This is a genomic window from Paenibacillus brasilensis, assembly GCF_009363115.1.
Taxonomy (GTDB): Bacteria; Bacillota; Bacilli; order Paenibacillales; family Paenibacillaceae; genus Paenibacillus; species Paenibacillus brasilensis.
In genome coordinates, this window is sequence record NZ_CP045298.1 from 354,702 (window position 1) to 378,282 (window position 23,581).

Here is a 23,581-nt window from a genome sequence, read left to right on the forward strand (position 1 = left end):
GCTTATCCAACCCCCCTACTTACAATTTATGCGCCGCCTCTTTAAAAATACGTCCACGCTCTTCATAGGATCGGAACATATCCCAGCTGGCGCAAGCGGGTGAGAGTAATACCACATCTCCCGGCTCAGCAAATTCTGCCGCCTTGTTCACAGCCTCCACGAGCGTAGCGGCGGCGTCCTCCCCATTATCGACGACCTCGACATGCTCTATTCCGGCCTGACGGGCCCGATCTGCCAGCTTATGCCGTGTTTCACCCAGAAGCACAACGGCCTTTACACGTTCCTGCAGGGATGGTACAAGCTCCGCATAATCTGAGCCGCGATCCAACCCTCCGGCAATCAGTATAATGGGTTGCCTGAAGGAAGATAAGGCCATCATGGTCGCTTTGGAATTGGTTGCTTTGGAATTATTATAATAGGCTGCTCCGGCATGCTCTAAGACATATTCAAGACGATGCTCTACACCTCGAAAAGCACTTAAGGGTTCTGCCAGCTTCGCAGGCTCTGCGCCTGCGGCAATAGCTATTGCGCAAGCAGCGAGAGCATTTTCCACGTTAAAACGGCCCGGCAGGCCAATCTCGGCTACACCTATAATGGGACGCACCACCCCATGGCTATCGCGATATACGATGCTTCGTTTGATGTCATCCGTCACATCCGGTATGTATGGCGGGTCAGCAAACACCCCTTCCTGCAAGTGTTCCGTCATCGAGAACGGAAGCAGCTTTGCCTTAATATAAGGCACAAGCTCCCGGCAGACTGGATCATCCCAGTTCACCACCGCTGTATCAGTAGATGCTTGGTTGGCAAACAGACGTGCCTTGGATGCAACATAATCCTCCATGCCTCCATGGTAGTCCAGATGGGTCTCAGCTACATTGAGCAAGCATGCCACAGCGGGCTTAAAATCCTTTGTTCCCTTTAACTGAAAGCTGCTCAGCTCCACAACCATCCACTCATCCGTCTTGGCGTCCACAGCCGCCTCACATAATGGAGTGCCGATATTACCAGCCACGATCGGATTCATGCCAGAAGACTCCAACAGCTTGCCCACCCACGTGGTCGTGGTTGTCTTTCCATTGGAGCCGGTAATTCCGATGATCGGGGCTTTACATAGATGGTAGGCTACCTCAACTTCGGTTACAACCTCAATGCCGAGCTCGACAGCTTTCTGTACGGGCGGGGCGGTATAAGGGATGCCAGGATTTTTGACAACCAGCTTCACGCCAGAATGAATCAGTCCCTCCGGGTGCCCCCCGCATAAAACGGAAATTCCCAAAGCCTCTAATTCAGAAGCTTCGGGACATTGTTCCCTGTCTTTTTTATCATTGACTGTCAGCCTTGCTCCTGCCTGATGCAGCACCTTTGCAACCTGTACACCGCTTTTGGCTAGACCTATAATGACAACTTCCTGATCTCGGTATGCGTCTGGATGATTCATTTGCTACAACCCCTTGTTGAGATAAAGTCCGAGTCCTGCCAGCAGCAGGCCTACAGCCCAGAATGTAATAACTACGCGCCATTCGGACCAGCCGGACAGCTCGAAATGATGATGAATTGGGCTCATTTTGAAAATGCGTTTGCCACGTGTTTTAAAGGAGGCTACCTGCAAAACCACGGACAGCATTTCAATCACGAATACGCCACCAATAATAATGAATAAAATTTCGCTTTTCGTAACGATAGCGATGGCACCAATCGCACCGCCGATGCCCAGCGAGCCCGTGTCACCCATAAATACCTTGGCAGGGTGTGCATTGTACACAAGAAAACCAAGCACAGCACCAATCATCGCCGCTGAGCATACCGCAGCCGGAAGCGAGGTAGCTTGAATCGCGACAATGGCATAAGCAGCGAAGGCAATCGCACTAGTACCGGACAGCAGCCCGTCCAGCCCATCTGTGAAATTGACAGCGTTGCTGATCGCCAGCATCATGATAATGATGAACGGATAGTAAAACCAGCCGCCCCAGTCAAAGGACCATGAGGTCCCCGGAATGCCGATGGCAGTACTATGGTCATTGCTGAGCAAAAGCCAGCACATAATCCCGCCAAACAATAATTGCCCGAACAGCTTTTGGCGCGCCGTCAGCCCTAATGAGCGTTTGAATACAATTTTGATATAGTCATCCAAAAAGCCGATCAGCCCAAAACCGAGCGTAGCGACCAGCAGAACGTAAAAGTCTGTATTTTTGATAGCTGAAAACTTAAGAAAGGTCAGCGTAAAAGCCAGCAAAATCACGATACCGCCCATTGTAGGCGTACCTATCTTTTTAAGATGGCTTTGTGGCCCGTCATCCCGGACCTGCTGGCCGAATTTCATACGCCGCAGCAGCGGAATAAGCAGTGGAGCGGCAATGACCGCCAGTATAAACGATACGACGATCGTCAGCAGTAATAATTGAATATCCATGGGAGTCTTCCTCTCGTCAACATCAGTTCTGTAGCGGACCGTTTTTCAGCGCATCCACAATTTCTTCCAATCGCATCCCTCTGGATGCCTTAACCAGTACAATATCATTGGCATGGAGATAAGTCCGCAAATGCTGGATCAGCTTTTCCTTATCCGTATAAGCGTGTACATGTTCAGTTGGCATTAACCTTGAAGCTCCCTGCGCAATAGACAGCCCCAAATCACCGTAGGTAAACAGTTCCTCTACGTCGTGCTTAGCTGCAAAAAGGCCGATTTCCTCATGGAATTGCTTTTCCTCTGATCCCAACTCCAACATGTCACCAAGCACGGCAATTTTACGTCCGACCGTTTTGTACCCGGATAATGTCTGTAGTGCAGCCTTCATTGAAGCAGGACTGGCGTTATAAGCATCGTTCAGCACAGTAAGTCCGTCAGAGCAGTTCACAACCTCAATGCGCATGCCTGTCAGCTTCAAAGACGACAGCCCTTTGCGTATATGGTCTGCATCGACATTGAAATGACGAGCAACCGCCAGCGCTGCCAACCCGTTCACAACATTGTGCTGTCCAAGTAAAGGAAGTCGGAAAGCCTCATTGCCGGATTGGGATGTTGTAAATAAACTGCCTTCTCCATCCGAGGAAATTTCTGTTGGATAGTCATCATTATCCTTAGAGATCCCAAACGTAAACCCTTTTAAGCCTTCAGGCTTGACCGTTGCAGGCTCCGCCAGCACTTGTGGCAATAGTGGCTCATCACCATTGTAGATCAGCAAGCCACCAGGCTTGAGGCCACTGGCGATTTCCAGCTTTGCACGAGCAATCTCCGCCCGGGAACCGAGCTGGAGCAAGTGTGATTCGCCTATATTAGTAATGACGGCAACATCAGGCTTTGCAATATTAGCCAGCAGGCGGATTTCACCGCGTCCGCTCATGCCCATCTCAAGCACAAGAATATCTGTATCCTGCGGCATGGACAGTACCGTTAAAGGCAACCCGATATGATTGTTATAATTTCCTTCGGTTTTGTGTACTTTAAAAGTCGTGCCCAGCAGAGCCGTCACGATATCTTTTGTCGTCGTCTTGCCGTTGCTTCCTGTGATTCCGACGACAGAAACGCCGGTTTCACGCAAATATGCAGCTGCTAGCTGCTGAAGGGCTTCTAAGGTATCCTCTACTTCAATGGCGTTGCCGGCTGGAGGCGCTCCGTGATCCTTTTGCCATAAAAAAGCCGCTACACCTGCCTCGCTCATGATTTGCTGCACATAATTATGCCCGTCAAATCGCTCACCGGAAAGTGGAATGAACAGCCCATGGCTTTGCGGCTTGCGCGAATCTGTAAAAACGCCCTCAACCATCCGTTCAGCGTCCGCTTCTCTGTGAAGTGTTCCCCCACACATGGAGGCAATTTGACCGATTGTTCTTTTCATCACTTGGATAAACCCCTTATCGCTTCTTTGGCTACGATGCGGTCATCGAATTCATGCACCGTTTTTCCGATCAACTGGTAGGTCTCGTGACCTTTTCCCGCAATCAATACTACATCGTCAGGGCTTGCCATTTCAATAGCTTTATGAATAGCAGCTCTGCGATCTACGATCAGCTCGTATCGTTCTGCGGCTACCCCTTCGTCAATCAACCCCTGCTCGATGTCTTTCAAGATAACTTCCGGGTCCTCTGTTCGGGGATTGTCGGAAGTAATAAATGAATGATCGCTATATCGCGCAGCAATTTTCCCCATCAAAGGACGTTTGGTACGATCCCGGTCTCCGCCACATCCAAATACACACCATATTTTACCGACCGCAAATTCCTTAACGGTACGAAGAACATTTTCCAATCCGTCCGGTGTATGAGCATAATCTACAATGACAGCAAATGGCTGACCCGCATCTACAGGCTCTACCCGCCCGTCTACGCCTGCTATAGACTCCAGACTGTGCTTAATATCGGCCAGCGAGATCCCTTCCAGTAAAGCAGCCGTGATGGCTGCTAATGCGTTGTACACATTAAACTTGCCTACCATTCGAAGCTCAATATCTGTATCCCCTTTAAAAGTGGATACATGGAAGGAGGTTCCCTTAGCACCGATCGAGATACGGGATGCCTGCACATCCGATTCCTTTTCCACGCCGTATGTAATGACTTGGGCCGCAGTTTGAGCCTGGAAGTAGGAAGAGGCCGGATCATCTGCATTCAGAACAGCATATTTACTGTCCGACACATCCCGCGAGAAGGCATTTCCCAATCTGGAAAACAAAAGCCCTTTGGCAGCACGGTACTCCTCCATTGTATTGTGATAATCCAGGTGATCCTGTGTCAGGTTTGTAAATATAGCAGTATGAAAATCAGTTCCTTTGACGCGGCCCTGCTCCAACGCATGCGAAGATACCTCCATGACACAGCATTGGACACCTTGCTCTGCCATATTTCCGAGATAACGTTGTAGTTCTACTGCTTCGGGCGTAGTGCCTGACATAGGGTAAGACTGGCCACCGTAACGCATTTGAATCGTGCCTATCAGTCCGGTGTTCACCCCTGCATCATTCATAATTTTTTCAATTAGATAAGTGATCGTGGTTTTGCCGTTAGTTCCGGTGATGCCGATCATGCGCAATCGGCGGCTCGGTGAATCAAACATATAATCCGACAGAACAGCCATGGCATAACGGGCGTCCTTAACCACAAGCTGTGGAACAGGCACATCCAGCTCCCGTTCTACCACTAAGGCTGCCGCACCCGACGCAATGGCCTGCCCTGCATAGTCATGTCCGTCCACTGTAAAACCGGGCAAGCACAGAAACAGATCTCCCTGCTGTACCCGACGTGAATCCGCCCCGATCCCTCGGCAATCCACTGTACCGTCTCCCACAATGCGTGAGACAGCCAGCAGTGAAGCCAAATGTTGAAGCTCCATCTTTCATTCCTCCATTGCTCTCTCGTTATTCATAGTATGGTAAATAAGGAACCTATCAATCCCCCATATAAATACGGATCGTTGATCCTCGTTCCAATCTGGAGCCCGGCTTTGGTGCCTGACTGACAACCTTCTTGCCTGACCCGGATTTTACAAGCATAAAGTTCATATTCATATCTTCGTACAAATCAGCCACGCCGGCACCTACCAGATCAGGTACTGTTTCAATCGGATTTTCTCCGTACTTGTACTCTTTGGCGATTTGATTGGTGCGAGGTGGGACCTTCAAAGCAATCAGCGCATCCTTTAAAATTTTTTGTACAATTGGCGCAGCAACTACCCCGCCGAATTGAATGCCTTTCGGGTTATCAACAGCGGTGTAAACAACAATCTGCGGATCATCCGCAGGAGCAAAACCGATAAAAGATACAATATGCTCCGAGGAAGAGTAACGTCCATTAATTACCTTCTGCGCTGTACCTGTTTTACCACCCACCCGGTAGCCCTCAATAAAGGCAGGACGACCTGTGCCTTTGGCAACGACGCTCTCCAGCGCTTCCCTCACTTGTCGGGAGGTATCCTCTGAAACAACCCTTCGCACTAGCTCCGGCTCTACTTTTTCCAGCACCTTGCCTGTTCCTGGCTGAATCCAGCCCTTTGTAATGTGAGGTTTATAAAGGTTGCCACCATTAATAGCGGCGGATACCGCCGTCACCTGCTGGATCGGAGTGACAGAAACCCCTTGACCAAAGGCAGTTGTCGCCAGCTCTACCGGCCCAACCTGGGGAAGTTTAAACAAAATACTATTCCCCTCCCCAATCATGTCGATGCCCGTTTTGCTGCCAAAGCCGAAATTGCGAATGTACTTGAACAGTGTTTCTTTACCTAAACGCTGCCCTAGAGTTACAAAACCAGGATTGCAAGAATTTTCCACTACCTGAAGAAAAGTCTCGCTGCCATGACCGCCTTTTTTCCAACAGCGCAGACGCGCTCCGCCGACTTCAATATATCCCGGATCAAAAAAACGATCATTTTTGAGATCCACTTTCTTTTCTTCCAGCGCAGCGGCCAATGTTATGATTTTAAATGTAGAACCAGGTTCGTACGTCATCCAGATCGGCAAATTCCGATTGTAAATTTCAGGCGCATATTGCTTGTATAGAGCTGGCTCATAGCTTGGTCGTCCAGCCATGCCCAAAATCTCACCCGTCTTGGGATTCATCGCTATGGATAATGCTGAGTTAGCCTGAAACTTAACCATGGCCTGATCAAGCTCCCGTTCCATAATGGACTGCACAGACTTATCAATGGTCAACTGTAAATTCAGACCATCCTTCGGTTCAATGTACTTTTCAGAGGAACCGGGCATCAACCGTCCACCTGCATCGGATAAATACGCAATGCTTCCGTCAATCCCCCGAAGCTTGCTGTTTTGCTGCTTCTCTACGCCTGTCAGTCCTTGATTATCAATTCCCGTAAATCCAAGAATATGAGCTGCTAGATCACCATAAGGATAATATCGTTTGTTATCTTCAGCAACAACGATACCCGGCAGCTTCAAATCACGAATTTGCTGCGCTTTCTCCATCGTAATTTTCCGTCCGCCGGGCTGAAGTTTTTGGCTTGCAGTTCGTTTGGTAATCAGCTTGAGCACTTTATCCTCGCTCATATTCAGCAAGGGCGCCAGCTTGCGTGCCGTTTCCTCCGGCTCCTTAATTTGTACGGGTATCGCCATGACTGTTGGCGAGCTGACATTATAGGCCAGTGCCGTGCCCTGCCGATCCAAAATTTCGCCACGCTTGGCGGCAAAAGGAATATTGCGGCGCCACGATTCCTCAGCCTTGGCCGAGAGCTCGCCTCCTTTACCCAATTGAACATAGGCGAGCCGGATCGACAAGGCGATGAAAAGTACAAGCAATCCCAGCAGCCCCCATACCAACCTGCGCCGCATGATCACGTTAGATTTTTTCAAACGTGCTCCCCTCCGTTCCTCCAGATACTCATGACATGTCTTACCTCATGAATATTCAAAAAAACGGACGTTAGAACAAGCTATCAATTATCCTTGCCTTTAATGGCGGCAGCACTTTTTTTATCTGCTATAGCAGAGATTCCTCCATTGGTAGATCTGACGCTTGTACCTGCATTCGCAGCAGTATCCGTATCAGTGTCAGTTTTGAGATTGGCATCTGTTCTCGCTTCACTGCCTGATTGGTTCGCAGCAACATCTGTGGTTGAGTCCGCTGTTTCCCCCGGGATCACCCCGGTTACAGTTTCCTTGGCCGGCTGGAGCTTCACACTGACGATCCGCTTGCCATTCACCATTTGTGCCTTTTGAGAGACAACATAACCTTCGCCACTCACCTGAACACCAACCTTCATAAGCGTCAAAACCTGAAGTGTGTCCCGCAATGAAACACCAGTAAAGTCAGGAATGGTCATGTTGGCACTATCCTCGGTTAGCAAATAAATGCGCTGTCCCGGCTTCATTTTGACGCCTGCCTCAGGATACTGGCGAACGATTCTGGAGCCTTTGCCGACCGTTTCATAGGCAATTCCCTGTTTGAGCAATGCGTTTTGTGCATCCTTTTTCACCTGACCGGTTAATTGTGGTACCGTGGGCAAATCGACCGTTCTCACAGCAGAGCCATCTGATTTACTCGCTTTGGTTCCTGTTTTGGGAACTCCCATATATTGCAGTGACTGGGATACGATTTTTTTAAATACAGGCGCCGCTGCCGTACCACCGCCTACCGATTTGTTAGGTTCGTCCATAACGACCAATACAGCTATTTTCGGATCATTTACCGGTGCAAATCCAATAAAGGACACGACATCCTTCGAATGGTCGTATACTTTGCCGACGACTTTCGTCGCTGTACCTGTTTTACCAGCCACACGGTATCCGTCAATATAAGCAAGGCGTCCTGTACCAATTTCCTGGTCAGATACGACCTGCTCCAGATAGCTACTTGTCTGGACTGCCGATTCCTTCGAAATCACCTGACGAACTTCCTTCGGTTGAATCGTCTGCACTTCGCCCGTATCTGGATTCACAATTTCCTTCACTAGATGAGGCTGCATTAGTTTCCCCCCATTAGCAATGGCCGAAATCGCAGCTACCTGCTGGATTGGTGTCACCTGAACACGTCCATGTCCAAAGGAAGCTGTTGCGACTTCGGATTTATATTGGGTGTGGAATGTAATAGCTCCTGCAGACTCACTCGGAAGATCAATACCTGTTTTCACACCAAATCCAAAGTTATTAATATATTTTTTGAGTTTTTCGCCGCCCAGCTTATCCAGCCCCAGATGGACGAAACCGACGTTACTTGAACGCTTGACACCTTGGAGATAGGTTAACGTTCCCCAGTTACGACTCACGTCGCGAATATCCCAGCCTCCGACCCTAACTATGCCGGAATGATAGGTTTCATTCGGATTAAATACCTTTTCTTGAACCGCAGCAGCCAAGGTTACAATCTTAAACGTAGAACCCGGCTCGTAGATAGACTGAGTAGCATTATTACGAAAAGATTCCAATGGTGCACTCCCATATGTATTGGGATTAAAATTAGGATAACTCGCCATGCCGAGAACATCCATCGTTTGGGGATCTGCCGCTACAACAGTCATCGTTTTCGGATTGTAGGTTGCAATAGCTTCCTGCATGGCATCCTCTATATAATACTGAATCGTATCATCAATCGTCAGCCTCAAATTTTTTCCATTTTGTGCCGGATCATAGATACTTTCCGATCCCTGAAGAGGGACACCCTTCAGATCGCGCTGATAAAGAAGCTTGCCAGCCGTACCTGACAGCTCTTTATTATAATAAGCTTCCAGCCCCATGCCTGCTGTACCGTCTTTTCGTTGGTAGCCCAGGACATGAGAAGCCAGTTTATTTTCGGGATAATAGCGTTTGGACTCCTGAGCCGTGTCCACAGCCCCAATCACTCCATACTTATCCTTCAAATATTTTTTGAACGTATCCACCTGTGCCTTGACCTCAGGATCTGCCTTCCAGCCACCATTACGGATCTCGCGATTTACTAAGTAGTTCCCCTTGCTGTCCTTAGCCGAAAGATGTTTTCTCAACTCATCCTCAGGCGTTTTAAGTAATTGATGCAGTTTAGCTACAACCTCATTTTCCAAATCAAATTCCTGAATGATACTCGGATTGACCACTACCGTATAAGCAGGTGCATCCGTTGCCAATACGTTTCCTTTACGGTCCGTAATGGTTCCGCGCTTCGGCAGAATCACCTGATCTTTTTCCACCTGCTCAACTACCTGTTTATGCCAATATTCCCCGCTTACAACCTGAATCCAAAATACCTTTAGCAGCAGAATAAGAAAAAAGAGGGTAATACATCCCCCTATCAGCAGTGTGCGAAGCTTTATTCTCTTAACCATAGCTCAAACCTCTCTGCAAAAAATGTACATTAGAGCATAGCTTGATGCTCTGCTCTTAAATGAGCATTTTGCATAAATCCCAAGAGCGTTTTCAATTCAGCAATATATAGCTCGAAACGGTTTAGTTCGTCTATATATTGTACTTACGAGCGTTGGGAATCAAATTATGCAAAATGCTGAACTATTTGGCAGCCTGCTTTTCCACATGAATGGGCTCTTTTGTTGGCTCGATATATCCCTGTTGCTTTGCAGTTGGTACAATCTGATTTTCGAGCCGTTCCTTTTGAATCTTCAGTTGGGCGATATTGGTCTGTAATTTGGAGATGTCCTTGCTGGCCGTATTAATCGCATAATTAATTTGATAAATGTGAGCGTACCTGCCGATCAACATACCAGCAATGACAATGCACGCTACAAGTGTCAACAGATACAGCAGCTTTTCCCGAATCGGCAGCTCTCTGCGGCGTGTAACAACTTTGGTCGTCTCACGATACCGTTGTTGCTGAACCTGTTCCTGACGGGCTCTTTCTTTTACAGCCAAATTACCCCGTGTATAAGCCATGTCGCCTCTCCTTCTCCATTAAATTTACAATTTTTCGGCAACTCTCAGCTTGGCCGACCGGGACCGTGGATTAAGCTCCAATTCCTGCTCTGATGCCACAATCGGCTTACGATTCACCAGCTTTAGATCGCCTACCATTTTGTCATCCAAAATAGGTAAATCAGACGGATAGATGCTTTTCGCCAAATACTCTTTGAAAATATGTTTGCATATCCGGTCTTCCAAGGAATGAAACGTAATAACCGAAATTCTGCCCCCTGGAGCCAGACATTTTATTGCCTGATGCAAAGTATCTTCCAGTGCACGGAGCTCATCATTCACAGCAATCCGCAAAGCCTGAAAGCTGCGTTTAGCCGGATGTCCCCCGGTTCTGCGTGCCGCAGCCGGAATTCCTTCTTTGATAATTTCGACAAGTTCCCCCGTTGTATGAATAGGCTTGTTCATTCGACGTTCAATCATGATCTTCGCGATCCGCCGTGAGAACTTCTCTTCTCCGTATTGAAACAGGATACGCGCAATCTCCGCTTCCGGCCATTCATTGACAATTTCGTAAGCCGTAAGCGAGCTACTCTGATCCATCCGCATATCAAGCGGTGCATCATGGTTGTAGCTGAATCCCCGTTCCCCCTCATCGAACTGTGGAGAGGATACGCCCAGATCGAATAGTATGCCTTGGACCTGCGGGATGCCGTCTTTTTCGGGCAATCCCAGTTCGGCCAGCTTGTCCTGCAGGTGGCGGAAGTTGGATTTCACTAATGAAATCTTTCCTTGATAGGCCGACAGCTTCTCACGCGCATTGTTCAATGCCCAATCGTCCTGATCAAAGGCGATGAGCCTCCCCTCAGGGCCGAGCTGTGACGCAATGACGGAACTGTGTCCTGCCCCTCCCAGCGTGCAGTCCACATAGATCCCGTCCTGCCTGATGTTCAGTGCCTCTGTTGCTTCTTCCTTGAGTACGGTAATGTGGTGAAACAAACGACTGACCTCCTAAATTACAATTCAAAGTTGAAATCAACCAATTTCTCAGCAATGTCGTTAAATGCTTCTTCTGATTGGTTGAAATATTGCTCCCAAGTGTGCTTGCTCCAAATCTCTACCCGGGTGGACACTCCCAATACGACGCACTCTTTAGTAAGCTTGGCGTATTCGCACAAATTTCCCGGTAAATTTACCCTGCCCTGTTTGTCCAATTCGCATTCAGTCGCTCCCGAGAAAAAAAATCGGGTAAATGCCCGTGCATCAGCTTTCATCAGAGGCAGTGCTTTCAATTTTTTCTCCATGACAGCCCACTCGTCCATGGGATACACGAAGAGGCATTGGTCCAGCCCGCGGGTAACCACGAACGAGGCGCCGAGAAGTTCACGAAACTTGGCCGGAACTGTAAGCCGACCTTTCTCATCAATGCTATGTTGGAACTCCCCCATAAACATTGGTTTCGTCACCCCTTACCCATTCTCCCACTTTGGCCCACTTTCCACCACCTAAGCATAATAGATTCGCTTTAAAAAATCAAAGACCTCTTTTTCATTACTAAAAAGTGATAAACGACAGATCAATACGATTGTGTCTGTTATTGTAGCCCTCCGCCACAAGATGCCAAAAAGCCCCTTACTCCATGAAGCCGAATCCCCGACAATATGCATCAGGTTTCGAAACAACATGAAATAAAGGGCTTAATCTCCAATCCAAATGTCAACCTATACAAGCATCTGGTTTAAATGCTGAATGCCTTACAGCCAGCATTGCGACTGCAAATGCTCTAATTACGCGTTCCAGCTGTCCAGATAGATTTTTTGTTCTTCTGTTAAAGCATCAATCTTGATTCCCAAGCTATCGAGCTTGAAGCGGGCAACTTGCTCATCAATTCCATAAGGTACATTAATAACAGCTTTGCCCAACTCGTTGTAACGATCATTCACATATTTCAAGCCAAGCGCCTGAAGCGCAAATGTAGTATCCATAATCTCTGCAGGGTGACCATCCGCGGCAGCCAAATTCACTAGACGTCCCTCTGCCAGCAAATACATTTTCCGTCCATCTTTAAAGCGATACTCCTCAATGTTGCGACGGACCGTCCGAATGGACTCAGAGCGTTTGGCAAGCTCAGGCTTACTAACTTCAACATCAAAATGCCCTGCGTTGCACAGCACAGCCCCATCTTTCATAACATCAAAGTGCTCCCCTGTAATTACAGCTTTGTTTCCAGTGACTGTAATAAAGAAGTCGCCAAGCTTAGCTGCTTCTACCATTGGCAATACATGGAATCCATCCATATGGGCCTCTACTGCCTTGATTGGATCAACTTCAGTTACAACAACATTGGCTCCTAGGCCTTTTGCTCGCATTGCAACCCCTTTGCCACACCAGCCATAGCCTACTACAACTACTGTACTGCCTGCCACAACCAGGTTCGTTGTACGAATAATGCCGTCGAAAGCTGACTGTCCTGTACCGTAGCGGTTGTCGAACAAATATTTGCAGTATGCATCATTCACGGCCACCATTGGAAAGTGAAGCTGTCCTTCCTTTTCCAATGCCTTCAAACGAATAATCCCTGTTGTTGTCTCCTCTGCTCCCCCACGGATGGTAGAAATCAGATCAGGCCGTTCGGATTGCAACAGAGTGACAAGATCACCACCATCATCAATAATGAGATCCGGCTTCGTTTCGAGCGCCTTAATTTGCAAACTTTTGAACTCTTCTGGCTCCGGATTGTATTTAGCCAAGACTGTAATCCCATCTTCAACCAATGCCGCGCAAACATCATCTTGTGTGGACAATGGATTACTACCGGTAATTGTGACCTGCGCTCCACCTGCCTGTACTACTTTAGCCAAATAAGCTGTTTTAGCCTCCAGGTGCAGGCAGATAGTTACCTTCAGACCTGCAAAAGGCTGCTCCTGCTCGAACTGTTGACGTATCCGGTTCAATACCGGCATATGGGCTTCCACCCAATCAATTTTCAGATGACCTTCAGGGGCCAGTTTAAGATCGTGAATAATGCTGTTTTGCAGGGAATGGGAAGTCATTACGTTGTTTCCTCCTTAATATAGGTTGGATCGTTAACACGGTAAAATCATGCGATACGTAAAAAATCACACGTAAATTATAAATAAATCACGCGATGCGTACCCTTCAGATCCGTTGGTATGTTCATAATCGTATCAATGAGACTAAGACCGTGACGGTTAAGAAAATGATAAACTGTGTACACCCGCTCCTGTGGCTGACCAAATGGAAAAAGCGACCACTCGATACGATCCCACTGACGAAGTGCCGTTTCATTTTGTCGAAGGAGCGCCTCCTGGACTTTTGTCTCCAGATAAGCGATCTGTCCCAAGATTTTCTTGCTGTTGGTTTCTCCAAGCCGAAGCAAACCTTTTTCAATCAAACCTGTCTGCTGTACAAGCGGCTCGTATAGACGGGCAAAGGCTTCTTTCACCCCGGAAAACTGATCCTGAATTCCAAGCTGATCTTGGGCTGCAAGCCATTGTTTCTTCGGCTCCTCAAGCCCGTCCCTAACCTGTCCAAAACTTAATTCGTGCTTAACCATATACTTTTCTACACCCGGCTCTACCAACGTAAAGGACATTCGGGGCAGCAGTATTGGCATCTGCATCTCTAAAACCCCGAAAGCGTCCCGGGTAATCGCCCAGTAGGCAATTTCTCCTAGGCCCAGTACAGATGCCAGCACTGGAAACAATGAATCCTGCATCAGAGGACGGGTTAGTACATTATTACTAAAACGTTCCGAGTGTAGTTCTATCTCCTCAAGCAGTTCTTCCATTGTAAAGGCTACCAGGCCGCGCCGATCCGTGAATAGTCCACCTTGCTTGAAAAGCAGCAAACGTTCATCTTCATGGATATAAAAAAGATTCGCGCCATCTTCGTGTACATCCGCTTGTAAATGATAGCCGTAATCCACGATTCGCGCAGCGGCCGTCTGGTAAGCCTGCTCCAGCTCATCATTGTGCTGAACCAACCGACGAAAAACAGATGCTTCCAGCTTGCGCAGCGAAGGATCCGCTGAATCCAGCAGCACTAATCCATAATGGCCAAATAAAAGGCCCAGCAGCTTGGCAAAGGCCTCACTTAGTCCATATGAATCCGTCAAGCCGTGCTCAATCATACGCAAAATATCAGCCTTATGCTCTGAATCAGGCAAGTTTTGCTCTATATCCGCCATTACTTGCTTCCACTCTACAGCGTCCACTTTAATGTCACTGACCGAGGAACGGCGGACAGGCTGCTTTTTCAGCTTGATTTTGACTGCTTGCGGGTCATTTGCCAGTACGTATGTATGATTGACCTCATCCCAGTCATGATCTTCACCAGCAACCCAAAAGACGGGAATGACCGGACGTCCAAGCTTCTCCTCTGCTTCCCTGGCCGCCTTAATGATCGTGACCGCTTTGTAAATGACCAGCATCGGACCTGTGAACAGTCCGCTCTGTTGTCCGCCAACTACAACTAAGGCGTCTGGATTTTCCAGACGATCCAATGAAGCCTGAACTGCCTCATACGAATTGTATTGCTCATTGTATATACGAAGACATGCTACGACTTCCTTACGGCTTAATCGCAGATGCTCCGTCTCATCCAGCCACTTCGCCCGTTGGGCATATGCATCGGCATGCAGAACATCGTACTCATACAAATCGCGCGCGCGCCCTGTACCCTGTGTATAATCCTCTGCTAAAGCCGACCCTCCGCGAAGCGTTTCAGGGATAATTTTCATGGGTCTGCCTCCTGTCTTCACCAAAGCCTTACTGCTTGATTGTACCGAAAGCCCCTCTCCGCGTCAAAGCTTCCTATAAAAAAACCGCCGAGCAACTCGGCGGTTCGTGTGTGAAGCAGGATCAGGCGTAAGGCTCAGCTACAAAATGTCCCTTGGACACTTCGATCAACGTGGCATTTTCCAAGTTATAAGCCCCTGTTTTATTGCCAGATGCATCATGAATCGGGCCAGCTTGATCGCCAGGCATAATAATCCGTTTTTTGTTGGCTTCAACTTCCGGATCAGGAAGTGGAATCGCCGACAAAAGCATTTTTGTATATGGATGAATCGGGTTGGCATACAATTCAGAACTTTCAGCAAGCTCAACCATTCTACCCATGTACATTACTGCTACCCGGTCACTGATGTGCTTGACCATCGACAGATCATGCGCAATAAACAGGTATGTCAAACCCAAACGTTCTTGAAGTTCTTTTAACAGGTTGACAACCTGAGCCTGAATGGACACATCAAGAGCTGAAATCGGCTCATCACAAATAATGAATTTCGGATTAACCGCCAGCGCGCGGGCAATACCGATCCGTTGACGTTGTCCACCAGAGAACTCATGCGGATAGCGGGTTGCATGGTCCGGGTTCAAACCAACCAGATCCAACAACTCTTCAATTCGTTTTTTACGTTCTGCACGGCTACCTGCCATATGATGAATATCCAATGCCTCGCCGATGATATCAGAAACCGTAAAGCGCGGGTTCAAGGATGCATATGGATCTTGGAAGATCATTTGCATATCGCGGCGCATGGCTTTCATTTTACTCGGTGATAATTTGTAAATATCTGTACCGTTAAAACGTACGCTACCTGCTGTAGGTTCATATAAGCGCAGAATGGTACGACCCGCTGTAGATTTACCACAACCGGATTCGCCTACCATACCAAGTGTTTCACCTTCGCGAATATAGAAATTCAGGTTGTCCACCGCTTTGAGCACACGGTTTTTGCCAACATTAAAATACTTTTTAAGACCTTCTACCTCAATTAAATTGTTGCTACTCACCATGATCTCACCTCCTATTTCTTCAGCTTCGGATCAAGCGCATCACGCAAGCCATCGCCAAAAAGGTTGAACGCAAGCATAATCAAACTGATCAAGCCTGCCGGGAAAAGCATACGCCATGGATAGTACATCCATCCTGTCAGAGCTGATTCAATCATTGAACCCAGTGACGCCTGAGGAGCCTGTACCCCTAATCCAAGGAAGCTCAGGAATGCCTCGGAAAAAATAGCACTTGGAACTGTCAAAGTCAATGTGACAATGATTGGTCCCACGGCATTAGGCAGCAAATGACGGAACAGCAAGCGGCCTGCACTAGCACCCATTGAACGGGAAGCAAGAACAAATTCCCGGTTTTTAAGTTGTAGCATCTCACCGCGTACAATCCACGACATGTTAATCCACCCCGTTACACAGAGCGCAATAATAATGGTGGTAATACTTGGCTCCAGCACAACGAGCAACAGGATTGTAACCAGCAAGTAAGGAATGGAATACAAGATTTCAGAAAATTTATTCATGATTTCATCAACGCGGCCACCAAAGTAACCCATAATTCCACCATAAATAACACCAATCAGCAAATCAATCATTGCTGCTGCCAAACCAATAATCAAGGAAATCTGAGCGCCCATCCAAGTACGGACAAACATATCACGACCCAGATCATCTGTTCCGAACCAATGCTCCGCCGAAGGAGGAAGATTGGTGCTCAACAAATCATTCGTGTGGTCATCGTATGGCGAAAGAATCGGACCAACTATCGAACCAAGTACAATAAGAAACAGAATGCTTAGGCTTGTCATTGCCAGTTTGTTTTTACGAAGCCGTTCCCAAGCATCACGCCAAGCGGATAAGCTTTCACGCTGAATAACTTCAAACTGCTTTTCATCCGCTCCGATTCTCTGAAAGTCTTCCGGTTTTACCTGAAGCTTTTCCAAGTTCACAGCATTATCTTTCACAGACATAAAGTTATCCCTCCTTCCCGCCAGTAAGCTTAATCCGCGGATCAATAAATCCATATGCAATATCTGTAATAAAACGCGCTACCATCAATAGGATACCGTAAAAAATAGTTACTCCCATAATCATCGTATAATCACGGGTTGTAATACTATCCACAAAAACCTTACCAATACCGCCGATTCCGAAAATCCGTTCAATAACAACTGAACCGGTAATGATATTTGCAGTCATTGGACCAACATAGGTAACGACCGGCAAGATGGCATTCCGCACTACATGCTTAAACATAATCGTAACAGGCTGCAAGCCTTTAGCTTTGGCAGTCTTGATGTAGTCTGCATGAAGCACTTCAAGCATGCTGGAGCGTGTCAATCTAGCGATAAACGCAATCGGCTGAGCTGACAACGCAGCTACAGGCAGGACATAGTCCAGTGGACCATCAAATCCCATAACATTAAACCAACCCAAATTCTGAGCGAAATAATACTGAATCAGAGACGCCAGGACAAAGCTGGGAACCGCAATCCCCATAATTGCCAAGATCATCGCTATGTTATCAATTAGCCTGCGATGGTATAGCGCAGCTAGCATACCTAGCAAGATACCGACAATAATCGACACGATTATAGCAACAAAACCTAATTTAAGCGAAACCGTGAAAGTTTGCCCGATAATGTCAGTTACACTTTGATTCAGCTTTTTCATGGAAATACCAAAATCACCTGAAGCAATATCACCTAAGTATTTAAAATATTGGACATATACAGGCTTATCCAGCCCATATTGCTCCATTAACCGGGCTTGAATCTCAGGAGAAGTCGCTTTTTCACTCATGAAGGGGTTACCTGGAATTGCTTTCATGAGAAAAAACGTCGCAGAGATCAGAATGAACAAAGATAGCAGCATGTAGAAAAATTTACTAATCAAATAACGTGTCATTGCCCGTTTACACCCCCCATAATTTTTCGACACCATTCGATTTTTATCGAAATAGAATTGGACTGTCCAACCTACTTATTTGCATGGTTACATGATGATGGAAAAGACTAGGACACAAAAAAAAAAACGGGATATATATGGCTAGTCCACATAAATATCCCGAAGTAACTATCAAACTTCAGAATGGAGCTTAGTTACTGTGTAATATACGCTCTTGTGAAATCAATTGATCCACTAAAGTCAAGTGCGATGCCTTTTACATTCGGTTTCGTTAAAGAAGGATTTGTATAGTAGTAGATCGGAAGCATTACCATATCATCTTGAACCAGAATTTTCTCCGCTTTCGCAAAATCTTCCATGCGTTTTGCTGGATCAGTTTCTGTCTTAGCAGCTTGAATCAAAGCATCGTATGCAGGGTTAGCGTAACCCGCATTGTTGTTAGTGTTGCCTGTTGTCCACATATCCAAGAATGTCATCGGATCATTATAGTCTGCAGTCCAACCACCACGAGCGATTTGGAAATTCAACTTGTTACGTGTTTGGATAAATACGCCCCACTCTTGATTTTGGATTTTAACGTCCACACCAAGGTTTTTCTTCCACATGTCAGCAATTGCCAAAGCAATCTTTTGGTGACTTTCTAAAGAGTTATACAGAAAAGTTACCGGAGGAAGTGAAGTTATCCCTTCTTCTTTCATACCTTCTTGAAGCAATTTTTTCGCTTCAGTAAAGTCTTCTTTGAAGTAATCGTCTTTATGCTCAGTACGGAATTCTTGAGATACTCCTTTGATACCTGGAGGTACAAAGCCGTATGCAGGAATTTGACCGCCCAATGTTACTCTTTCAACGATTGGTTGGCGTTGAATAGCCATCGCAAACGCTTTACGGATTTTAACATTGTTAAATGGTTTTTCAGTTACATTAAACAAATAGTAATACGTACTTGCAATCCCTTTTGCCTGAAATTCGTTCGGCAATTCTTTTTTCACAGCCGGAATTTGGTCAGTAGGAATTTCACCGTTTGGCAAACCAGCATAATCAAGTTGTCCACTTCTGTAAGAAGCCAGCTCTGTTGCGCCGCTGTTTACCAGGGACATCGTGATTTTGTTCAGTTTGATTTGGTCTTTACCCCAATAGTTTTCGCTCTTGGTCACTTCGATCTTTTGACCGCTGTCCCAAGTCGTTAATGTGAAAGGTCCGTTAGTAATCATGCTATCTTTCTGAACAGCCCACTTATCATTTCCTTTAACAGAAGGATGTACAGGGTAGAAGGTGTAAAAAGAAGTCAATCCCAGGAAGTAAGGAGTTGGGTGATCCAGCTCTACTTGCAATGTATGGTCATCAACTGCTTTGACACCTACATCTTTGAAGTCTGTAATTTTAGTGCCTTTAAAGGATTTCGAAGTGCTCAGGTTGTAGCCCTCAGCATTTTTAATATAATACAATTGGTAAGCATATGGAGGTGCAGGGGCTGTAGAAGGATCCAATACCCGTTGCCAAGCAAATACGAAGTCACTTGCTTTGACTGGGTCGCCATTGCTCCATTTTGCATTATCACGAAGCTTGAACGTATAGGTTTTGCCGTCATCGGAAATTTTCCAAGACTCAGCTACGCCAGGGATTTCTTTGCCATCAGGACCCATACGTACGAGACCTTCATACAAAGTTTTCAGAACCGTGTTAGTTTGACTATCCTGAGCTTGTGCCGGATCGAAGGTTGGCGGTTCGGAAGAAAGGTTAATGCGCAAATTTTGTTTGTCGGCCGGAGCCGGCGTAGTTGATGCATTTTCTTGTGCGCCCTTACCATTGGTATCGTTCTTGGCGGAGCCACAACCTGCGAGCAGTGCGCCAACTGCAAGAACGAGTGTCAAAAGGACTAAAAAGCTTTTCCTTTTCATCTAGCGTTTTCCCCCTAGTTCTAAAGTGGTATATGTTTATAGATTATACAACCAGCGGTCAAAAAAATCTACATTACATTTCTTCAAATTGAGCTTTTTTTTCGAAAAAACATGATTATTTCATATTATTCAAGTTTTTTATGTCATATTATATCACATGGTATTGAATATATTCTTAAATATACCAACAACAGTCAACAAAGCATACGCCAATGTCATAGCTATAAAAGTTAATCTCCAGACCGCTCTACATAATCTTTTACCATCGACCTTGCCTTTTAGACGATTTTGGGCACCCCCAATTAAACCCAGCGCCAATAATAAAAGAAGTAAAATCAGATAAAAACCGAAACGAGATGTAAAAATGACGTTAAAGAGTGCCGCGACGGAAAGGATTAGAAAAGCTGTGGTAATATCCATCGATGAAAGCAACGATTTCTTCTTTTCCATTTTAAGAATGTAGCGACAAACCACAAATACGATCAGAAACGGAAAAAAGGGAAGAATACTGAATGTGCTAATGGTACCTTGTATAATACTCAACTGATCACTCCTCTTTTAGCCGCATGCCTTCAATTAATTGCCACAATACCTCATGAGTTGGTGCAGTAACCCCAGCCAGCTCTGCCATCTGCACCAGCTGCCCGTTAATAGAAGCAACTTCTGTCATGGACTGTGCAAGCACATCGGCCAGCATGGATGAATGGTTTTCTGCCGTTGCCTGGCACACATTCATAATTTGGTCCCACCAACCGCTCTCCCAGTGAATACCGTGTGCTTCATACACTTGTATGCCTTCATCATAAAGCTTGCGCATCATATGTAAACGAACAGGGTCCGAAAGCAGCTCGCCATTACGAATTCGCCATATCGCCGTTAGTGGATTGATCACGGCATTAATTAGCAACTTGCGATACATACCATTCTCGATTTCTTTCGACAAGCAAACATCAAATCCTGCTGCCAGCAGCCGATTTAGCACGTATTGTTTGAAATTCCTGTCCTGCGCCTTCTCCTGTTCCTCAGGCCAGCCAATTTCAGTAATACCCGCTCCGGCATGTACAACAGATGCGGCTCCCTGCCTCTTGGCTCCTTCGGTCGTCACCGCAGGGTATAACACAGCCTCGGGCCAAGCCCGTCTAATCCGTTCTATATGTCCTATGCCATTCTGTAAACAAACAATTCCCGTTGCTCTTTCCGTCTTAGCCACAGGCAGAATCTGCTTTAATACTTCGTCAACACCCCCCTGTTTGGTCATTAGTAAAATCCATTGTACGGCAGTATGCGAATTTAAGCGTTGCCAATCTGCCAATGGAGCTACCTGCAATCTATCTCCAGGCACATGGACGGCTGTACGCCCTTTTTTGTCAAACACAGTAATTCCTTCACAAGCAATCATGCGTGCCTGTTCAAGTGTTCGTGTCCACAATCTCACTTCGGTACCTGAAGAAGCTAGTCTCCCAGCGAACAACAATCCCAGCGAACCCGCTCCAATAATATCAATCACGTTTGTATCGTCTCGCTTCCATCTTTTTTTCTACTATATCATATGCACTCCAAAGAAATACAAAAAACGCCAACTACGGCAAAGCACGAGTTGACGTTTATACAAATTTGCTGTTGTAATCTTGCTACTCAATGCGCTCCAGATTCCCATTGGCGTCCATTTTGAATCTGGATTTAAGCTCATCCTCATCCTCCGTGATTAAAGCCAAGCGCCGTGCTCGGTCCATAATCTGAATCAGGGCTTTATAATCATCATTTACGACACGATAGTCGGTTTGCACCTCGTTGACTTCCTTGGACAGCCGGTCATTAATGGAGCGGAGCTGATTCAATTCTTCTTCCTTTTCCCGCAAATCTTTTTCCAGCATTTTAATTTGTCGGTTAGTTTCCTGCACAGTTCCTTTCCATTGACGCAAAAAGCGAATCACCGCATCAATGGATAACGTATCCTCATTCATCCCATCCGTCCTGTATCCCCCTTCGACCGGTTCAAGTGTGGCAAAGGCCGCCACCTGTGATACCCCCACTGGGTTCTGCTTGCGGATATAACTGCGTTTTTGGCGCTGAGCCTTGGCAATGCTAATTGCTTCATCATAACGTTTGCGCACGCAGCTGTTCCAACGGAAGCCGCATGCGGCGGAGGTCCTTCCAATTTTTTGTCCAACCTCCTCAAACGCAGCGAGCTGTGTACCGCCTTCCCGGATATGACGCAAGGTCACCTCCGCCAATATCAAATCATCTTCTGCACTCCATGCATCTTGTCTTATTGCAGTCATGCTTCTAGCCCTCCTAACAACATCCTGAAATAACCGTCTTCATGAACCGATCTTGCCGGTATTTGAATAGGGTATAAAAGCTGTTTATTCATTCCTATGCCTCTCGTAGAGTTCATAGAATCTATTTGATACTAAATTGTATTTCCATTTCTGCAAGAACTCATACGTGAACGCAAACAGTTTTGGGTTTCAAGCATGCACCGACTGCTGTACAATAAATGAATGTTAAAGAATGAAAAAGGATCATATACATTATCATTAGTCTCTTTCGGGGAATACATAAAAGGGGAAACTAAATGAACAAACCAATAAAATGCTGTACCCTGCTGATCATCATTATGATGCTAACCTCAACATATGTGTGTCCTATTCTGGCTGCGCCCTCCCAAGAGGCAAATCAGATTTTACAAGATAGCCTTTCCATTATTGAAATAGACCATGAAATTGAGCGTATCAGCCAGGAACAAGAAGCTCTTATACAGCGTCAACAGGAACTACGAAGTAATCTCATCACACAGCAAGAGCAGATGACCTTGCAACGAAATCGTGCCGGTTCTGTGTTGCGCTCTTATTATATGGGAGAACGGGACAAGCTGCTCAGTGTAGTGCTGGGAGCCAAAAATCTAAAACAGCTTCTCTCCCTGTACGATTACTACTTGTTATTGATTAGTCACGATCAGGATGTTCTTCAGGAATACGAATCCAATGTTCAGACTATGCGGAAAACAGAACAACAGGTCACTCAGGCCTCGTTGGAATTGGAGACGGTCAAAACAAGCTTACTGGAGCAGCGTAAACGTATTGTCATGCTTCAGTCGCGAGTAAACGAAGGTGTTAGCGCTAGTAAAGACCCGGATACTCTACGCAAGCTGATCAGTGAAATGACAGCTTACTGGGAGAATGTAGGCGTCTATGAGGTAAATAGACACTTTAAAGCACTGGCTCAGGCTATGCAGGATCTACCTCAATTTATTCAGCAACAGCAAGGAGCCATGATAACGAACGGCAAAACCATTACGATAAATATTCGCGAGGAAGATTTTAACCGTTTTTTGAAGTCTGAAAATGAATTATTCAATCACTTCAACTTTTCTTTCAAGCAGGACCGTATTGTGGTAGAAGGCCAACAGGGAACGATGAAATTGAAGGTAGAAGGGCACTATACCGTAGAGAATGAACCGCAAAATGCAATTTTATTTCATGTGGATCATCTAGTATTTAATGGGCTGGAACTACCGGATACGACCCGTAACAAGCTGGAAAAGGATTTTGATCTGGGCTTCTATCCGCAGCAACTCATTTCATATGTAAAGGCCACAGAGGTACACACCATAGCGGGAGTACTTGAGGTTAAGCTCGAATTAAGCCTTAAGTAAGACAAATAATAGAAGACCCCGGGA

19 protein-coding genes are annotated in these 23,581 nt (G+C 46.4%); 1 reads left to right on the forward strand and 18 read right to left on the reverse strand.

All coding sequences use genetic code 11. From position 1 onward, the window contains the following. Positions 1–19: 19 nt before the first annotated feature. The 18 genes from murD to GCU48_RS01650 all read right to left on the reverse strand — a co-directional run bounded on the left by murD (position 20) and on the right by GCU48_RS01650 (position 22,181). Positions 20–1,441, reverse strand: a complete 1,422-nt coding sequence (gene murD, locus GCU48_RS01565) for a UDP-N-acetylmuramoyl-L-alanine--D-glutamate ligase (RefSeq protein ID WP_152378816.1) — start codon at positions 1,439–1,441, stop codon at positions 20–22. 3 nt (positions 1,442–1,444) lie between these two features. Continuing rightward, the gene (gene mraY / locus GCU48_RS01570) at positions 1,445–2,413 is read right to left on the reverse strand and encodes a phospho-N-acetylmuramoyl-pentapeptide-transferase (RefSeq protein WP_025719180.1); all 969 of its coding nucleotides are present in this window, start codon (positions 2,411–2,413) and stop codon (positions 1,445–1,447) included. A gap of 22 nt (positions 2,414–2,435) precedes the next feature. Then, complete coding sequence (locus GCU48_RS01575) at positions 2,436–3,839, reverse strand: UDP-N-acetylmuramoyl-tripeptide--D-alanyl-D-alanine ligase (protein ID WP_152382072.1); 1,404 nt, start codon at positions 3,837–3,839, stop codon at positions 2,436–2,438. Next, positions 3,839–5,326, reverse strand: coding sequence for a UDP-N-acetylmuramoyl-L-alanyl-D-glutamate--2,6-diaminopimelate ligase (locus GCU48_RS01580; protein ID WP_152378817.1), 1,488 nt, complete (start codon positions 5,324–5,326; stop codon positions 3,839–3,841). Before GCU48_RS01580 ends, GCU48_RS01575 begins: the two co-directional genes overlap by 1 nt. A gap of 55 nt (positions 5,327–5,381) precedes the next feature. Continuing rightward, complete coding sequence (locus GCU48_RS01585; RefSeq protein ID WP_152378818.1) at positions 5,382–7,298, reverse strand: stage V sporulation protein D; 1,917 nt, start codon at positions 7,296–7,298, stop codon at positions 5,382–5,384. An 83-nt stretch (positions 7,299–7,381) separates the two neighbouring features. Beyond that, positions 7,382–9,742, reverse strand: coding sequence for a penicillin-binding transpeptidase domain-containing protein (locus tag GCU48_RS01590; RefSeq protein WP_152378819.1), 2,361 nt, complete (start codon positions 9,740–9,742; stop codon positions 7,382–7,384). A 181-nt stretch (positions 9,743–9,923) separates the two neighbouring features. After that, positions 9,924–10,304: a type VI secretion system membrane subunit TssM gene (locus GCU48_RS01595; RefSeq protein WP_152378820.1), complete on the reverse strand. Its 381-nt coding sequence runs from the start codon at positions 10,302–10,304 to the stop codon at positions 9,924–9,926. A 24-nt stretch (positions 10,305–10,328) separates the two neighbouring features. Next, complete coding sequence (gene rsmH / locus GCU48_RS01600; RefSeq protein WP_152378821.1) at positions 10,329–11,279, reverse strand: 16S rRNA (cytosine(1402)-N(4))-methyltransferase RsmH; 951 nt, start codon at positions 11,277–11,279, stop codon at positions 10,329–10,331. A 17-nt stretch (positions 11,280–11,296) separates the two neighbouring features. Further along, positions 11,297–11,734 (reverse strand): division/cell wall cluster transcriptional repressor MraZ, encoded by a 438-nt coding sequence (mraZ, locus tag GCU48_RS01605; protein WP_013311099.1) that lies wholly within the window; start codon positions 11,732–11,734, stop codon positions 11,297–11,299. Between the two features lie 333 nt (positions 11,735–12,067). Then, entirely contained in the window at positions 12,068–13,333 is a 1,266-nt protein-coding gene (locus GCU48_RS01610; RefSeq protein ID WP_152378822.1) for an adenosylhomocysteinase, read from the reverse strand. Between the two features lie 77 nt (positions 13,334–13,410). Beyond that, entirely contained in the window at positions 13,411–15,042 is a 1,632-nt protein-coding gene (bshC, locus tag GCU48_RS01615; RefSeq protein ID WP_152378823.1) for a bacillithiol biosynthesis cysteine-adding enzyme BshC, read from the reverse strand. A gap of 121 nt (positions 15,043–15,163) precedes the next feature. Beyond that, positions 15,164–16,102: an ABC transporter ATP-binding protein gene (locus GCU48_RS01620; RefSeq protein WP_025719197.1), complete on the reverse strand. Its 939-nt coding sequence runs from the start codon at positions 16,100–16,102 to the stop codon at positions 15,164–15,166. 11 nt (positions 16,103–16,113) lie between these two features. After that, positions 16,114–17,064 (reverse strand): ABC transporter permease, encoded by a 951-nt coding sequence (locus tag GCU48_RS01625; RefSeq protein WP_152378824.1) that lies wholly within the window; start codon positions 17,062–17,064, stop codon positions 16,114–16,116. A gap of 4 nt (positions 17,065–17,068) precedes the next feature. Continuing rightward, positions 17,069–18,001 (reverse strand): ABC transporter permease, encoded by a 933-nt coding sequence (locus tag GCU48_RS01630; protein ID WP_025719200.1) that lies wholly within the window; start codon positions 17,999–18,001, stop codon positions 17,069–17,071. Between the two features lie 194 nt (positions 18,002–18,195). Continuing rightward, positions 18,196–19,899: a peptide ABC transporter substrate-binding protein gene (locus tag GCU48_RS01635; protein ID WP_152378825.1), complete on the reverse strand. Its 1,704-nt coding sequence runs from the start codon at positions 19,897–19,899 to the stop codon at positions 18,196–18,198. Positions 19,900–20,052: 153 nt separating this feature from the next. Continuing rightward, positions 20,053–20,442 carry a DUF3397 domain-containing protein gene (locus tag GCU48_RS01640; protein WP_025719204.1) on the reverse strand — a complete coding sequence of 130 codons (390 nt, stop codon included), beginning with the start codon at positions 20,440–20,442 and terminating at the stop codon, positions 20,053–20,055. Positions 20,443–20,446: 4 nt separating this feature from the next. Then, positions 20,447–21,406 (reverse strand): ketopantoate reductase family protein, encoded by a 960-nt coding sequence (locus GCU48_RS01645; protein WP_049825218.1) that lies wholly within the window; start codon positions 21,404–21,406, stop codon positions 20,447–20,449. Between the two features lie 124 nt (positions 21,407–21,530). Then, positions 21,531–22,181, reverse strand: a complete 651-nt coding sequence (locus tag GCU48_RS01650; protein WP_152378826.1) for an RsfA family transcriptional regulator — start codon at positions 22,179–22,181, stop codon at positions 21,531–21,533. Between the two features lie 296 nt (positions 22,182–22,477). Between GCU48_RS01650 and GCU48_RS01655 the strand changes: the two genes are divergently transcribed. After that, entirely contained in the window at positions 22,478–23,557 is a 1,080-nt protein-coding gene (locus GCU48_RS01655; RefSeq protein ID WP_152378827.1) for a coiled-coil domain-containing protein, read from the forward strand. Positions 23,558–23,581: the final 24 nt, after the last annotated feature.

Excerpts from the sequence above, each read along its gene's own strand:
- bshC (WP_152378823.1), bottom strand. The coding sequence starts at position 15,042 with ATGAAAATTATCCCTGAAACGCTTCGCGGAGGGTCGGCTTTAGCAGAG.
- GCU48_RS01650 (WP_152378826.1), bottom strand. The coding sequence starts at position 22,181 with ATGACTGCAATAAGACAAGATGCATGGAGTGCAGAAGATGATTTGATA.
- GCU48_RS01635 (WP_152378825.1), bottom strand. The coding sequence starts at position 19,899 with ATGAAAAGGAAAAGCTTTTTAGTCCTTTTGACACTCGTTCTTGCAGTT.
- GCU48_RS01620 (WP_025719197.1), bottom strand. The coding sequence starts at position 16,102 with ATGGTGAGTAGCAACAATTTAATTGAGGTAGAAGGTCTTAAAAAGTAT.
- mraY (WP_025719180.1), bottom strand. The coding sequence starts at position 2,413 with ATGGATATTCAATTATTACTGCTGACGATCGTCGTATCGTTTATACTG.
- murD (WP_152378816.1), bottom strand. The coding sequence starts at position 1,441 with ATGAATCATCCAGACGCATACCGAGATCAGGAAGTTGTCATTATAGGT.
- GCU48_RS01575 (WP_152382072.1), bottom strand. The coding sequence starts at position 3,839 with ATGAAAAGAACAATCGGTCAAATTGCCTCCATGTGTGGGGGAACACTT.
- GCU48_RS01590 (WP_152378819.1), bottom strand. The coding sequence starts at position 9,742 with ATGGTTAAGAGAATAAAGCTTCGCACACTGCTGATAGGGGGATGTATT.
- mraZ (WP_013311099.1), bottom strand. The coding sequence starts at position 11,734 with ATGTTTATGGGGGAGTTCCAACATAGCATTGATGAGAAAGGTCGGCTT.
- GCU48_RS01595 (WP_152378820.1), bottom strand. The coding sequence starts at position 10,304 with ATGGCTTATACACGGGGTAATTTGGCTGTAAAAGAAAGAGCCCGTCAG.
- GCU48_RS01630 (WP_025719200.1), bottom strand. The coding sequence starts at position 18,001 with ATGACACGTTATTTGATTAGTAAATTTTTCTACATGCTGCTATCTTTG.
- GCU48_RS01580 (WP_152378817.1), bottom strand. The coding sequence starts at position 5,326 with ATGGAGCTTCAACATTTGGCTTCACTGCTGGCTGTCTCACGCATTGTG.
- GCU48_RS01625 (WP_152378824.1), bottom strand. The coding sequence starts at position 17,064 with ATGTCTGTGAAAGATAATGCTGTGAACTTGGAAAAGCTTCAGGTAAAA.
- GCU48_RS01610 (WP_152378822.1), bottom strand. The coding sequence starts at position 13,333 with ATGACTTCCCATTCCCTGCAAAACAGCATTATTCACGATCTTAAACTG.
- GCU48_RS01655 (WP_152378827.1), top strand. The coding sequence starts at position 22,478 with ATGAACAAACCAATAAAATGCTGTACCCTGCTGATCATCATTATGATG.